Annotated in this window: 12 protein-coding genes; 6 read left to right on the plus strand and 6 right to left on the minus strand. The window is 63.0% G+C overall.

Annotated features, from left to right (window positions below; genetic code table 11):
- Window positions 1-6: 6 nt before the first annotated feature.
- Entirely contained in the window at window positions 7-795 is a 789-nt protein-coding gene (locus tag K6N12_RS06815; protein ID WP_097629475.1) for an SDR family oxidoreductase, read from the minus strand.
- A gap of 247 nt (window positions 796-1,042) precedes the next feature.
- On the opposite strand from K6N12_RS06815, the gene K6N12_RS06820 reads away from it, so the two are divergent.
- Together K6N12_RS06820 and K6N12_RS06825 are read left to right on the plus strand one after the other, a co-directional pair.
- Window positions 1,043-2,707, plus strand: a complete 1,665-nt coding sequence (locus K6N12_RS06820) for an electron transfer flavoprotein-ubiquinone oxidoreductase (protein WP_097629476.1) — start codon at window positions 1,043-1,045, stop codon at window positions 2,705-2,707.
- A 137-nt stretch (window positions 2,708-2,844) separates the two neighbouring features.
- On the plus strand, window positions 2,845-3,459 hold the full coding sequence (locus K6N12_RS06825) for a L,D-transpeptidase (RefSeq protein WP_097629477.1): 615 nt from the start codon (window positions 2,845-2,847) through the stop codon (window positions 3,457-3,459).
- An 82-nt stretch (window positions 3,460-3,541) separates the two neighbouring features.
- Here the strand turns inward: K6N12_RS06825 and K6N12_RS06830 are convergent, their stop codons facing one another.
- Window positions 3,542-4,447, minus strand: a complete 906-nt coding sequence (locus tag K6N12_RS06830) for a DMT family transporter (protein WP_097629478.1) — start codon at window positions 4,445-4,447, stop codon at window positions 3,542-3,544.
- Window positions 4,448-4,542: 95 nt separating this feature from the next.
- Between K6N12_RS06830 and K6N12_RS06835 the strand changes: the two genes are divergently transcribed.
- Entirely contained in the window at window positions 4,543-5,064 is a 522-nt protein-coding gene (locus K6N12_RS06835) for an Lrp/AsnC family transcriptional regulator (RefSeq protein WP_179867185.1), read from the plus strand.
- A 163-nt stretch (window positions 5,065-5,227) separates the two neighbouring features.
- Here K6N12_RS06835 and mgtE read toward each other — a convergent pair whose 3' ends face one another.
- Both mgtE and K6N12_RS06845 read right to left on the minus strand, forming a co-directional pair.
- The gene (mgtE, locus tag K6N12_RS06840; RefSeq protein ID WP_097629479.1) at window positions 5,228-6,601 is read right to left on the minus strand and encodes a magnesium transporter; all 1,374 of its coding nucleotides are present in this window, start codon (window positions 6,599-6,601) and stop codon (window positions 5,228-5,230) included.
- Between the two features lie 285 nt (window positions 6,602-6,886).
- Window positions 6,887-7,900 (minus strand): zinc-binding alcohol dehydrogenase family protein, encoded by a 1,014-nt coding sequence (locus tag K6N12_RS06845; RefSeq protein ID WP_097629480.1) that lies wholly within the window; start codon window positions 7,898-7,900, stop codon window positions 6,887-6,889.
- A gap of 104 nt (window positions 7,901-8,004) precedes the next feature.
- On the opposite strand from K6N12_RS06845, the gene K6N12_RS06850 reads away from it, so the two are divergent.
- Complete coding sequence (locus K6N12_RS06850; protein WP_097629481.1) at window positions 8,005-8,460, plus strand: winged helix-turn-helix transcriptional regulator; 456 nt, start codon at window positions 8,005-8,007, stop codon at window positions 8,458-8,460.
- Here the strand turns inward: K6N12_RS06850 and K6N12_RS06855 are convergent.
- Window positions 8,379-9,596, minus strand: coding sequence for an MFS transporter (locus K6N12_RS06855; RefSeq protein WP_131711782.1), 1,218 nt, complete (start codon window positions 9,594-9,596; stop codon window positions 8,379-8,381). The two genes, K6N12_RS06850 and K6N12_RS06855, sit on opposite strands and share 82 nt — an antisense overlap.
- A gap of 300 nt (window positions 9,597-9,896) precedes the next feature.
- On the opposite strand from K6N12_RS06855, the gene K6N12_RS06860 reads away from it, so the two are divergent.
- Window positions 9,897-10,841, plus strand: a complete 945-nt coding sequence (locus K6N12_RS06860) for a diacylglycerol/lipid kinase family protein (protein ID WP_097629483.1) — start codon at window positions 9,897-9,899, stop codon at window positions 10,839-10,841.
- 19 nt (window positions 10,842-10,860) lie between these two features.
- On the opposite strand, the gene K6N12_RS06865 is transcribed toward K6N12_RS06860, so the two are convergent.
- Window positions 10,861-12,213, minus strand: a complete 1,353-nt coding sequence (locus tag K6N12_RS06865; protein WP_097629484.1) for a glutamine synthetase family protein — start codon at window positions 12,211-12,213, stop codon at window positions 10,861-10,863.
- An 80-nt stretch (window positions 12,214-12,293) separates the two neighbouring features.
- Here K6N12_RS06865 and K6N12_RS06870 point away from each other — a divergent pair, with 80 nt between their 5' ends.
- On the plus strand, window positions 12,294-13,661 hold the full coding sequence (locus K6N12_RS06870) for an aspartate aminotransferase family protein (RefSeq protein WP_097629485.1): 1,368 nt from the start codon (window positions 12,294-12,296) through the stop codon (window positions 13,659-13,661).
- Window position 13,662 lies beyond the last annotated feature (1 nt).

Consider the following 13,662-nt stretch of genomic DNA (forward strand, 5'->3'; position numbering starts at 1 on the left):
ATACTGTCAGACGGATCGGGCCGCGCCGCCGTCGCAGCGGATCAGCGAGCCGGTGATGTAACTTGCCGGCTGGCTGCACAGGAAGGCAGCCGCTGCGGCAAATTCCTCCACCCGGCCGTAGCGGCCGACCGGAATGCGCGCTTCCTTGTCGCTGCGGATTTCTTCGAGGCTCTTGCCGGTCCGCTTTGCCGCCGCCCCGTCGAGATCGTCGAGACGGCCCGTGAGGATGCTGCCCGGCAACAGCAGGTTGGTGGTAACGCCGAAGCCCGCCACTTCGGAGGCAAGTGTCTTGCTCCAGCCGGCAAGTGCCGGACGCAGCGTATTCGACAGCGCCAGATTGGCGATCGGCTCGATCACGCCTGAGGAGGCGACCGTCAGGATGCGACCCCAGCCCTGTGCCTTCATGCCGGGCAGCAGCGCATTGGTCAGCGTGATGACGCGGGCGACCATCGAGAGGAAATAGGTCTCGAGCTTTTCACCCGTCATGTCCTCGGTCGTGCCGGGCGTCGGCCCGCCGGTATTGTTGACGAGGATATCGAGCCCGCCGAACTTCTCCCTCACTGCGCTCGTCACTGTTTCGACGAAGCGTTCGTCCCCGAGGTCGGCCCAGATCCAGTCGGCCCGGCCTTTGCCTTCGCAGTTGATTGCCTTGCAATTGGCCTCCAGCTGCTCGCCGCTGCGCCCGCAAAGCAGCACATTCGCGCCTTCGCGCGCCAGTGCCGTGGCGATGCCGAGGCCGAGGCCACGTGAGGAGGCGAGGACGAGCGCCCGTTTGCCTTCGATGCCGAGATCCATGGTAGTCCTCCAAACTGTTCGAGCGTTGTATAAGGCGCAATCGGCGGAAAAGGAAAGGGAGTGTGACGGTTCGGCGGCGTTCGCTAATTGACGTTGACGTAAGCGTCATATAATTTCAACGCACAAGGCATATCATTGTGCGAATTGAAGATTGGCTGTCGTATCCCGGCTCGACAACGCTTTCTCGTTTTGACAAGAAAGTGCTTATGAGGATGACGGCCGCGTGCCGCCAAGCGGAGACGAGTGAATGACTGAGACGACTGAGTTGCCCGAACGCGAAAGCATGGAATTCGACGTGGTGATCGTCGGGGCGGGTCCGGCCGGTCTTTCGGCGGCGATCCGGCTGAAGCAGGTCAATCCGGAACTGTCGGTCGTCGTGCTGGAGAAGGGCTCGGAAGTCGGGGCCCATATTCTCTCGGGCGCAGTTGTCGATCCGATCGGCATCGATCGACTGCTGCCCGGCTGGCGCCAGGAAACCGACCATCCCTTCAAGACCGAGGTCAATGCCGACCACTTCCTGCTGCTCGGTCCTGCCGGCTCGATCCGGCTGCCGAATTTTTTGATGCCGCCGCTGATGAACAATCACGGCAACTACATCGTCTCGCTCGGGCTCGTCTGTCGCTGGCTGGCTGGTAAGGCGGAGGAGCTCGGCGTCGAGATCTACCCGGGCTTTGCCGCCACCGAAGTGCTCTATAATGATAAGGGCGCGGTCATCGGCGTCGCCACCGGCGACATGGGCATCGAGAAGAACGGCGAGCCCGGCCCGAACTATACCCGTGGCATGGAACTGCTCGGCAAATATGTGCTGATCGGCGAGGGCGTGCGCGGCTCGCTCGCCAAGCAGCTGATTGCCAAATTCGATCTGCAGAAGGACCGCGAACCGCAAAAGTTCGGGATCGGCATTAAGGAGCTATGGCAGGTCAAGCCGGAAAACCACAAACAGGGCCTGGTGCAGCATTCCTTCGGCTGGCCGCTGGGGATGAAGACCGGCGGTGGATCCTTCCTCTATCACCTGGAAGACAATCTGGTCGCCGTCGGCTTCGTCGTCCATTTGAACTACAAGAACCCCTATCTGTATCCCTTCGAGGAGTTCCAGCGCTTCAAGACCCATCCGGCGATCCGCGGCACCTTCGAGGGCGGCAAGCGGCTTTCCTATGGCGCCCGCGCCATCACCGAGGGCGGCTACCAGTCGGTGCCGAAGCTTTCCTTCCCGGGCGGAGCGCTGATCGGCTGTTCGGCCGGTCTGGTCAACGTTCCCCGCATCAAGGGCAGCCACAATGCGGTGCTGTCGGGCATGCTGGCGGCCGAGAAGATCGCCGCCGCCATCACAGCCGGCCGCAGCCATGACGAGGTCGTCGAGATCGAAAACGAATGGCGCCAGGGCGACATCGGCAAGGATCTCAAGCGGGTGCGCAACGTCAAGCCGCTGTGGTCGAAATTCGGCACCGCGCTCGGCGTGGCGCTCGGCGGTCTCGACATGTGGACCAACACCTTGTTCGGCTTTTCTTTCTTCGGCACGCTTGGTCACGGCAAGACCGATGCGCAGTCGCTGGAGCCAGCCGCGCAGCACAAGCCGATCGCCTACCCGAAGCCCGATGGCGTCCTGACCTTCGACCGCCTGTCCTCGGTGTTCCTGTCGAACACCAATCACGAGGAGGATCAGCCGGTGCATCTGCAGGTCAAGGACATGGGCCTGCAGAAGCGTTCGGAACACGATATCTATGCCGGCCTGTCGACGCGTTACTGTCCGGCCGGGGTCTATGAATGGGTGGAGAAGGACGGGCAGGAGACCTTCGTCATCAACGCCCAGAACTGCGTCCACTGCAAGACCTGCGACATCAAGGACCCCAACCAGAACATCAACTGGGTGCCGCCGCAGGGCGGCGAGGGGCCGGTATATCCGAATATGTGAGGCGGATTATCCCCACCGCCGACAATTTTTAGGTGCTGCCGCCTTCGTGGTCACTTGCTGCGGGCTGCCGTTAGCCGTTCGTTAACCATAATTTCCTTAGCTTGCGACATCTTGTTGACGCACTAAGGACACATTTCATGACGATCTCCCGCCGGGGCTTTCTGATCGCTCTGCCGCTTTTTGTCGCCGGCTGCTCCTCGACCGGCCTCAACAGCCAGACGAATTACGCCGCACTTCCGGATGAAAAATTCCCGTTGAAGCAGGTGCCGATCGACAAGATCAAGCCGGAGCTCCGCCGCCAGGAAGTGGCCTATGAAACCACCCATGCAGCGGGCACGGTGATCGTCGATACCCCGGCACGGCGCGCCTACTATGTCCTCGGCGACGGCCGGGCGGTGCGCTACGGCGTCGGTGTTGGCCGCGAGGGGTTGGCCTTTGCCGGCAACGCCTATATCGGCCGCAAGGCGGAATGGCCGAGCTGGACGCCCACCGAAAACATGCAGCGTCGCGAAGAGCGCTATCGCAAACTCGCTGGCGGCATGCCGGGCGGCCCGAACAATCCGCTCGGCGCACGTGCCATGTATCTCTATCGCGGCGGCGGCGACACGCATTTCCGCATTCACGGCACCAACCAGCCGCAATCAATCGGTCTCGCCATGTCGAGCGGCTGTATCCGCATGATGAACCATGACGTGATCGACCTCTATAGCCGTGTCGAAGTCGGCGCCAGGGTCGTCGTCATCCAGGCCTGAGCGGTCCAAATCAGTTTCATTGAAAGAGCCGCCGCAGCGATGGCTGTCGGCGACTTTCGACTTTGTTAGGTCCGGCTGGCGGTCAGCGGTGCCGGGCGGCGATCCCGGTGGAAAGTGCCACGCCGATGCCGGTGATCACGGCGGCGCTGATTTCCGTTAGCCCGATCGGTTCGCCAAGCAGGAAGCCACCGCCCAGCGTCGCCAGCACCGGTGTCAGCGCCGTGAAGGCGGCGGCCTGTGTTCCCCCGAGTGTTCTGACGGCGGTGCCGTAGGCGACCATGGCGACGAGGCCGGAAAGAACGCCCTGGCTTAGCACCTGCAGGCCGATTTCCGGGAGAGGCGCCTGCGGCAGGGAGATGCCGAAGATGAGGGCAAGCACGCCCATGATCAGGAAGGACCAGACGGCGATTAGCGCGCTTGCCTGCACGGCCGTCAGGCCCGAGCGGCGGAAGGCATGCGTATAGCTCGCCCACAGAAAAGCGCCGGCCGGGAGCAGCAGGAAGCTCGTCCATGGCAGCGAGGCATCCGCGAGGCTGTGCGTGAGCAGGATCAGCACGCCGGCGACGATCGCGGCGAGCCCGGCGATGCGGGTGGTGTCGGGTCTTTCGCCAAACAGGGTTATACCGATCAGCGCCGCAGCGAGCGGCATCGAGCCGCCGAGCAGAATGCCCGAAGAGGCAGCCGGCGTCGAATGAATTGCCAGCGTGGTCAGCAGGAAGAAGACGGCGCCCGAGCCGGACACCATGATCGCCAGCAGATGCAGCGGCACGGACTTCGGCAGCAGCCCGGTCTTCAGCCAGACCGGCGACAGCACTAGTGCGGGAATTCCGAAGCGGATTAGCCCGATGTCGATCGAGCCGAGCGGCGTTGCGGCGCTGTGGCGGGTGACAAGAAACCATGTCGCCCAGATCAGTACGGTAACGGTGCCGCCGGCATAACCCAGTGCCTGCGATGGCGACTTGTCGTTCGTAAATGCAATCGTGCTCATCGTCCTGTCCCTTCCTTCATCCGGAGCGTTCCGGTCGAGGAGAAGATTAGTTCGAGAGGGCAGGGCATGTCCTTGCTATCTCTGGCTCAAAAATCATGCTACGCGCAATCTTCTGCCAAACGACGCCAACGGGGATCGCGAAAATGCCAAATCTCGATAAATTCGATATCGCCATACTGAAGTGCCTGCAGGAGGATGCGCGGGCGACCAATGTCGAGATCGCCGAGAAGGTGAACCTTTCGCCGTCGCCCTGCCTGCGCCGCATCCGCAATCTCGAACGCTCCGGCATCATCCGCGGCTACACGGCCGATATCGACCGCAAGGAAGTCGGGCTCGGCCTGACCGTCTTCGTCGAGTTCAAGGTCGTTCATCACAGCCGCGAGAATTCCGAGGCGCAGCAGAAGGCGTTGCTCGCCATCCCCGAAATCGTCTCCTGCTTCCTGATTTCGGGCACCGCCGATTTCCTCGCCGAAGTGGTGGTGGAGGATCTTGCCGCCTACGAGCGGCTTCTGACGGAAACGCTTCTGACGCTCCCGAATGTCAGCGACATCCGCTCGAACTTCGCCATCCGCAGCATCAAGACACACGGACCGTTGAAGCTGCCCGAGGGAAGATGATTTCCCAATAGTTTTTCTCGCTAATAAAAACCCCTCCCCACAAGCGGGAGGGACTAATCTGGGGCACCGTCTCGCTCCCCACCAAGGGTCAATATTTGGGATGCGGGTGCGGCAGTTTAAGCCCCTCCCCTTGTGGGCAGGGGTTGGCGAGGGGTCTTGGGTGCTACAGCAGCGTCCCGCTGAGGATGAGCAGCGCCACCGAGAAGTAGATGACGAGCCCGGTGACATCGACGAGCGTGGCGACGAAGGGGGCTGAGGCGCTCGCCGGATCGAGCCGGAGCTTCTGCAGCACGAAAGGCAGCATCGAGCCGCAGATCGAGCCGAAGGTGACGATCCCGATCAGGGCGGCAAACACCGTGATGGCGACCATCTGCCAGTGCGGGCCGTAGTCGTAGAGCCCGGCCGACTGCCAGAAGACGATGCGCGTGAAGCCGACGAGGCCGAGGATCGCGCCGAGTACGATGCCTGTGGGAAGTTCGCGCAGCAGCACCTTCCACCAGTCCGAAAGCTTCAGCTCGCCGAGCGCCAAGGCCCGGATGATCAGCGAGGTCGCCTGCGAACCTGAATTGCCGCCCGAGCTCATGATCAGCGGGATGAACAACGTCAGCACCACGGCCTTTTCCAGCTCGCCTTCGAAATGCTGCATGGCGCTTGCCGTCAGCATCTCGCCGAGGAACAGGGCGGCGAGCCAGCCGGCGCGCTTGCGGATCATGCCGGCGAAGCCGATCTTCATATAGGGCTGGCCGAGCGCCTCCATGCCGCCGAACCTCTGGGCCGCTTCCGTCGTGTCTGAGATCATCGTGTCAATCACATCGTCGACGGTGACGATGCCGAGCATCTGCCCGTGCTCGTCGGTCACCGGCAGGGCGAGCAGGTCGTGTTTGCGGATCAGCCGGGCGACATCCTCCTGCTTCATCAGCGGATCGGCCGAAACCGGCGTGCCCTTCTGCGCCACCGTGAGGATGGAAGCATCAGGCTCGCCGGTGATGAGGCGGCGCAGCGTCACCACATGCATCAGCGCATGGCTGATCTCGTCGAGCACATAGATCGCATAGACGGTCTCGCGCGAGCGTTCGACCTGGCGCACATGGTCGAGTGTCTGGGCGACCGTCCAGTTCATCGGCACGCTGACGAACTCCGTCGTCATGATGCCGCCGGCCGTGCGCGGCGGATAGCCCATCAGGTGCTGGATCGCGATGCGCACCGGTTCGTCGAGGCTAGCAAACAGCCGGGCGCGGGTCTCGCCGTCGAGTTCGAGCAGCACGTCGGCGACACGGTCGTTGGACATGCCATGCAGCAGCCGTGCGGCATCCTCGGCACTGACCAGCGCCAGGATCTGCGCGGCGTTGCGAAGCTCCGGCCGGTCGAGAATATTGACGGCATAGTCGAGCGGCATGCCGGTCAGCACACGGCCGGCGTCCTGGACGGCAAGCGCGTTCAACGCATCGACGCGTTCGGCGATCGTTGCACCGCGGCTGTTGTTGATGAAGGCACGGGCGGCATGGCCTGCCCGAAGTGGGAAGCGATTGATGTTCATTGAGGCTCGCCTTTCCGTCGATCCGCCGTAGCGTCCCGAACGGGCGAGCCGACAGGAGTCGGTCAGCGCACGAGGGCCGCGTACGGCAAAGGCAATCGACTGCTACTGTCGCTTGGCATCTGAGTGATGGCTCCGTTAAAATCCGTGGAAGACAAGTGTCATCCACGTGTCATGCTAGGTGGTCCCGAACGCGGAATAAGTCAAGCGGGAGAAATGCTTAACGCCAGAATGTCGCACCTCGCGATGCAACATTCCAAGAGAGGTATTTGCACGGGCGACCGGGTCTCAGAACCCGGCAAGCACCGCCTTGCCCTTCATCCGGCCCGTTTCAACCATCGCATGCGCTTTCTTCAGGTTCGCCGCATTGATGGGGCCAATGGTTTCGGAAAGTGTCGTGCGGATCTTGCCGGCGTCGACGAGCTCGGAAATCCTGTTCAACAGCCTGTGCTGCTCGATCATGTCGGGCGTTTCGAAGAGCGGACGGGTAAACATCAGCTCCCAGTGGATAGAGGCGCTCTTGCGCATGAAGGGCACGACATCGAGGGTCTTCGGATTGTCGATCAACGCGAAGCGGCCCTGCGGCGCGATGACTTCGACGATGTCGCTGATATGGAGATCGGTGTTCGTCGTCGAGAAGATGAAGCCCGGGGCGCCGATGCCGAGCGCTGCCACCTGCGGTGCGATCGGGCTGGAATGGTCAATGACGTGATGGGCGCCGAGATCCTTCACCCAGTCCTGCGTTTCACGCCGCGACGCCGTGGCAATGACGGTGAGATCGGTCAGCACCCGAGCGATCTGAATGGCGATCGAGCCGACCCCGCCGGCGCCGCCGATGATGAGGATGGAGCGCGCCGCACCCGAAACCGGATCTTGCACCTTCAGCCGATCGAACAGCGCCTCATAGGCGGTGATCGTGGTCAGCGGCAGCGCTGCAGCGGCGGCGAAATCGAGGCTCTTCGGCTTGGCGCCGACGATGCGCTCGTCGACGAGATGGAATTCGGCATTCGTGCCGGGGCGGGCGAGGGCGCCCGAATAGAACACTTGGTCGCCGAGCTTGAACAGGGTGACGTCGGCGCCGACGGCCTTCACGATGCCGGCGGCATCCCAGCCCAATACCCTTGGCTCGTCCGTGGGCGGCGCCACATGAGCGCGGATTTTGACATCGGCTGGATTGACGGAAACGGCCTTGATCTCGACCAGCAGGTCGTGGCCTCGGGCTTCCGGTATCGGCAGCTCGATATCGATCAGCGAGGTTTCGGCGGTAATGGGTTGTGGGCTATTGTACGCAACGGCGCGCATGGCAAACTCCTGTGTTCTTTGCACGGAGGCTAGATGCGCACTATGCTGAAACAGCGCAAGAATGCACAAATTCTGTACATAGTACCAAAAAGGATACTGTAAAAATGTCGTTGCCCCGCGCCAAATTCATCAAGAATTTCCCCGGTTGCCCTGTGGAGGCGACGCTGGGTTTTCTCGACGGCAAATGGAAGGGGGTGATCCTCTTTCACCTGATGCAGGGCACGTTGCGCTTCAATGAACTGCGCCGCAAGCTGCCGGCCGTCACCCAGCGCATGCTGACCAAGCAACTGCGGGAACTGGAACAGTCCGGGCTGGTGTCGCGCACCGTCTATCCCGTCGTGCCGCCGCATGTCGATTATGCCATGACGCCGCTCGGCATGACGCTGAAGCCGGTCGTCGACGCGCTCGCCGCCTGGGGCGACGATTACGTCTTCTGCAGCCCTGAAGGGCGTGAGCTGCGCATGGCGTCAGACGGGCTCTATGCGCCGGCGCGGCGCTCCAGCCGTGCGGAGGCGGCGAAGACGAACAGGCCGAGGAAGGAAAGTGCTGCGCCTACATAGCCGGTTGCGGCAAAACCGTAACCCCAGGCGATGACGAGGCCGCCGAGCCAGGCGCCGATCGCATTGGCGATATTGAAGGCGGAATGGTTGGAGGCGGCGGCAAGCGTCTGCGCGTCGGCGGCGACATCCATCAGCCGCGTCTGCAGCGCCGGGCCGGCGGCAAAACCGCAGCCGACCAGGAAGACCGAGAGGCCGAGCATATAGGGATTGGCGGCGGTCAGCGAGAAGGTGGTCAGCACGACGATATTATAGACGAGCGAGCCGCCGATCGTGCCGAGCAGCGATTTGTCGGCAAGCCAGGAGCCAATGAAATTGCCGGCATTCATGCCGACGCCGAACAGTACCAGCATGATCGGGACGGCCGTTTCCGGCAGCATCGCCACCTGAGTGGTCGTCGAGGCGATATAGCTGAACATTGCAAACATGCCGCCGTAACCGACGGCGGCGATGCCGAGCGTCAGCCATACCTGCGGCCGGCGGAAGGCGCCGAGTTCGCGCAGGAAGCTTGCCTCTTCGGAAACCCTGTCCTGGGGAACGTAGAACCAGATCAGCACTACCGTCAGCAGGCCGAGCATGCCGACGGAGAAGAATGCGATCTGCCAGTCGAGCGACTGGCCGAAGAATGTCGTCAAGGGCGTGCCGAGAAGTGTCGCGACGGTCAGGCCGAGCATGACGCGGCCGACGGCCCGCGCGCGGCGATGCACCGGCACCATCGAGGCGGCGACCAGCGCCGCGACGCCGAAATAGGCGCCATGCGGCAGGCCGCTGACGAAGCGCAGCAGCGTGAAGGTTTCGAAGGTCGGCGCCATGGCGCTGGATATATTGCCGGCGGCAAAGATCAGCATCAGCGTTAGGAGCAGCGTTCGGCGCGCCATTTTCGCGGCGAGCACGGCGATAACGGGCGCGCCGATGACGACGCCGAGCGCATAGGCGCTGATGACGTAGCCGGCCTGCGGCGTCGTCACCGAGAAGGTGTCGGCGACATTCGGCAGCAGCCCCATGATCGCGAATTCGCCGGTGCCGATGCCGAAGCCGCCGCAGGCGAGCGCCAGCTGAACCAGGGCGACGGTCGTTGCCGATGGCAGCTCGTCATCCGGCTGGCTTTCGATGGAATCATTGATGGCGATCTCACTCATGAGCGCTCCTCGGGACGGTCGCTGCTTGGCATTGGCCTCAGGCGCAAGCGCGGCCGCGAGGCGATCGTGGTCTATGGCGGGAAGTGGAGACGATCTCTCCGATATCTGATCTATCCGTGATGTACCGGCAGGCGTCGAGTGCATTTTTCGCAGTGCAGCGTCCTGCTATGTGCATATGTCCGTTGCAATATTTGCAATTCAGTCATTCCTTCGGAAAGGCGGTTGTGCTTGAAATCGCCGATGCCGCAACCATCTCAAGGCAAAGGCAGGAACAATTCCGCGCCAGGGACGGGAGCCCTTATGAAGCTTGTAGGCTTTTTCAATCGCGACGGCGGCACCTTCAGGACCACCGATATGCTGGCCTACGAAAAGAGGGCGGAGGAGGCGTTCCGCGACGCGGGGCATGATTTCGACGCCATCGTCTTCTCCGGAAAGGAGATCATTCCCGCCATGGAGCGGGCGGCCAAGCGTGACGATATCGACGGCATCGTCGCCGGCGGCGGCGACGGCACGATTTCGGCCGCGGCATCGATCGCCTGGAAAAACGGCATTGCGCTCGGCGTCGTGCCGGCCGGCACTATGAACCTTTTTGCCCGCTCGCTGCGTGTGCCGCTCGATATCTGGCAGGCGCTCGATGTGCTTGCCACCGGCGAGATCGACAATGTAGATATTGCCAGCGCCAACGGACGCCCCTTCATCCACCAGTTTTCCGCCGGCCTGCACGCCCGCATGGTGCGCTACCGCAACGCCTACAGCTATCGTTCCCGCCTGGGCAAGATCCGGGCGAGCACGAAGGCGGCTTTGGGTGTCGTGTTCAATCCGCCGGAATTCGAAGTCGAGTTCGAGGCGGCCGGCATGCGGGAGCGCCGCTGGGTGTCGGCAATCTCGGTCTCCAACAATCCTTTCGGCGAGAATGCGCTGCTCTACGCCGATAATCTCAGAACCGGCGAACTCGGCTTCTATACGGCAAATCCGCTAAAGCCCCTCGGTGTCGCCCGCCTCGCCATCGACATGCTGCGCGGCAAGGTCCGCGAGAATGCCGACGTCATGGTGATGCACCCGGCCGAAGTGCAACTGCATTTCCCGAAACTGCGCTCCAAGGCCAATTGCGTGATGGACGGCGAACTGCTGCCGCTTGAACGCAATGTCTCGATCCGGCTGCATCCGGGCGAATTGAAGGTTCTGGTCAAGCAGGGCCTGGCAGCGCAGGTGGATGAGGCCGAACGGCGCGAGCCCGCCGCGTAAGTCGGCCGCGGCGCAAGTTTTAGAGCCGCGGGAGATAGGTTTGGTAATCGAAATCCGAGACGGTGCGCAGATGCGCGAGTGCTTCCTTGCGCTTGGTGTCGCCATAAAGCGCCTGATAGCGTGCGCCGAAGGTATCGGCGATGAAGGGCGAGGTGCGGAAGGTCTCGACCGCGCTGAGGAAATCATGGGTCAGCCGTGTCGTCTCGGCAGGCGTGTGGGCGGGCGTCGTCTCCTCGCCGGGATCGAGTTCGCCGTCGAGGCCAAGCAGCATGCCGCCGAGGATCGCCGCCAGCAGCAGATAGGGATTGGCGTCGGCGCCGGCGACGCGGTGCTCGATGCGGGCGGCCGGCCCGTCCTTGTCGGGTATGCGGATCGCCGTGCCGCGATGGCCGTTGCCCCAGGTCAGATCGACAGGTGCAAACGAGCCCGGCTGGAAGCGGCGATAGGAATTGGCGAAGGGGGCGAAGACCAGTTGCGCTGCGCGCATCGTGTCGAGCAGGCCTGCCGTGACCGATTTCAGCCGCGTCGGCTCGCCGCCCTTGGCGTCGAGGATGTTGCGGCCTTGGCTGTCGATGACGCTTGCATGCACATGCAGGCCGGAGCCGGCATGGTCGGAATAGGGCTTGGCCATGCAGGTCGATTTCAGCCCGTGGCGGCGCGCCGCCTGCTCGGCGATGCGCTTGAGGTAGAGGCAATCGTCGGCGGCCGCCAGTGCATCGGGGCGATGCAGCAGGTTGACCTCGAACTGGCCGGGGCCGAATTCCGCCGTCGTTGCATCCGCAGGCAGTCCCTGCGCCTTCGCATAGGCCCTCAGCATCTTGAGATAGCCGTCGAGCGCATCGACTGCGCTCATGTCGTAGAGCTGGAAACCGTTCGGCTCGCCACGATAGGTGAGGCTTTCAGGCGGGGAAGGGCGCCCGGTTTCGCGCCAGTCGCCGGACATCACGTAGAATTCCAGCTCGGTGGCGACGACAGGCGTCAGCCCGCGCGCCGCATAGCGCTCGACCACCGAAGCGAGGATGGCGCGCGGATCCATGAAGCTCGGGCTGCCGTCGAATTCATGCATGGTGGCAAGCACCTGCATCGAGCCTTCGGGCGCCCAGGGCATCGGCGCCAGGCTGCGCCTGTCGGGGATGACCTTGCCGTCCGGATCGCCGATCGTCAGCGACAGGCCGGTGATGTCGTCATTGTCGTCGCCCCAGATGTCGAGCGATTGCGTCGAGGTCGGCAGGCGGATTTCGCCGGCCCAGACCTTGCCTTCGGCGCCTGATGGAAGCTGCTTGCCGCGCAGATCGCCGTTCATGCCGACGATCAGGATTTCGAAACGTGGGTCGCCGCCCTCGGTCTTGCCGTCCATCCTGCCGCTCGCCATGACCTTGAAAATCCTCCGGGACAAGGCCAAGCTCCTATCCCATCGATAGCAGCCTTTCAATCCGCGAGGGTCCTCACCTTATGCCCGATACTTCCCCACCCCCGAACCTTGAGGCGATCGACGCCGCGCATCACCTGCATCCCTTCGCCGACATGAAGAAGCTGAATGCCGATGGCACGCGCATCATCCAGCGCGGCGAGGGCGTCCATATCTTCGACAATCACGGCAGGAAATATCTCGACGGCTTTGCCGGCCTCTGGTGCGTCAATATCGGCTATGGTCGCCGGGAAATCACCGAGGCCGTCGCACGGCAGATGAACGAGCTGCCCTATTACAACACCTTCTTCGGCACGAGTTCGGCGCCGGCGACGCTGCTAGCGCAGAAAGTCACCGCCCATGCCGGGCCGCGTTTCAACCACATCTTCTTCACCGGCTCCGGCTCGGAGGCGAACGACACCTGGTTCCGCATGGCCCGTGTTTACTGGAGCGCCGTCGGCAAGCCGTCGAAGAAGATCGTCATCGCGAGAAAGAACGGCTATCACGGTTCGACCGTCGCCGGCGCCAGCCTTGGCGGCATGAAATATATGCACGAGCAAGGCGACCTGCCGATCCCGGGCATTGTCCATATCGGCCAGCCTTACTGGTACGGCGAGGGCGGCGATCTCTCGCCTGATGAATTCGGCCTCAAGGTCGCCCGCGAGCTCGAAGCGAAGATCGACGAACTGGGCGAAGAGAACGTCGCGGCCTTCGTCGCCGAGCCGGTGCAAGGCGCTGCCGGCGTCATCGTCCCGCCCGAGACCTATTGGCCGGAGATTGACCGCATCTGCAAGGCGCGCAATATCCTGTTGGTAACCGACGAGGTGATCTGCGGTTTTGGCCGGTTGGGCGCCTGGTTCGGCCACCAGCATTTCGGCGTCGAGCCGGATCTCGCGCCGATAGCCAAGGGGCTGTCCTCCGGCTACCTGCCGATCGGCGGCGTCCTCGTCAGCGACCGCATCGCCGATGTGCTGATCAACGAGGTCGGCGAGTTCAATCACGGCTTCACCTATTCCGGCCATCCGGTCTGTGCGGCCGCCGCCCTCGAAAACCTGTGCATCATCGAGGAGGAGAAACTGGTCGAACGCGTGCGCGACGATATCGGCCCCTATTTCGGCAGGGCTTGGGCGGCGCTCGCTGATCATGATCTCGTCGGTGAGGCCGTCAGCATCGGCCTGATGGGCGCCCTGCAGCTTGCCGCCGACAAAAGCACCCGCGCCCGTTTTGAAAAACCCGATCAGGTCGGGGCGCTGGTGCGCAACCACGCGCTCGCCAACGGCCTCGTGCTGCGCGCCACCGGCGACCGCATGCTCGCCTCGCCACCGCTCGTCATCAGCCATGCGGAGGTGGACGAGATGGCAAGGATTACCAGGCTGGCGCTGGATTTGGCCTGGAAGGAGCTGAAATCCTGAT

Origin of the sequence: Rhizobium redzepovicii (assembly GCF_019793435.1) — a bacterium.
GTDB lineage: Bacteria > Pseudomonadota > Alphaproteobacteria > Rhizobiales > Rhizobiaceae > Rhizobium > Rhizobium redzepovicii.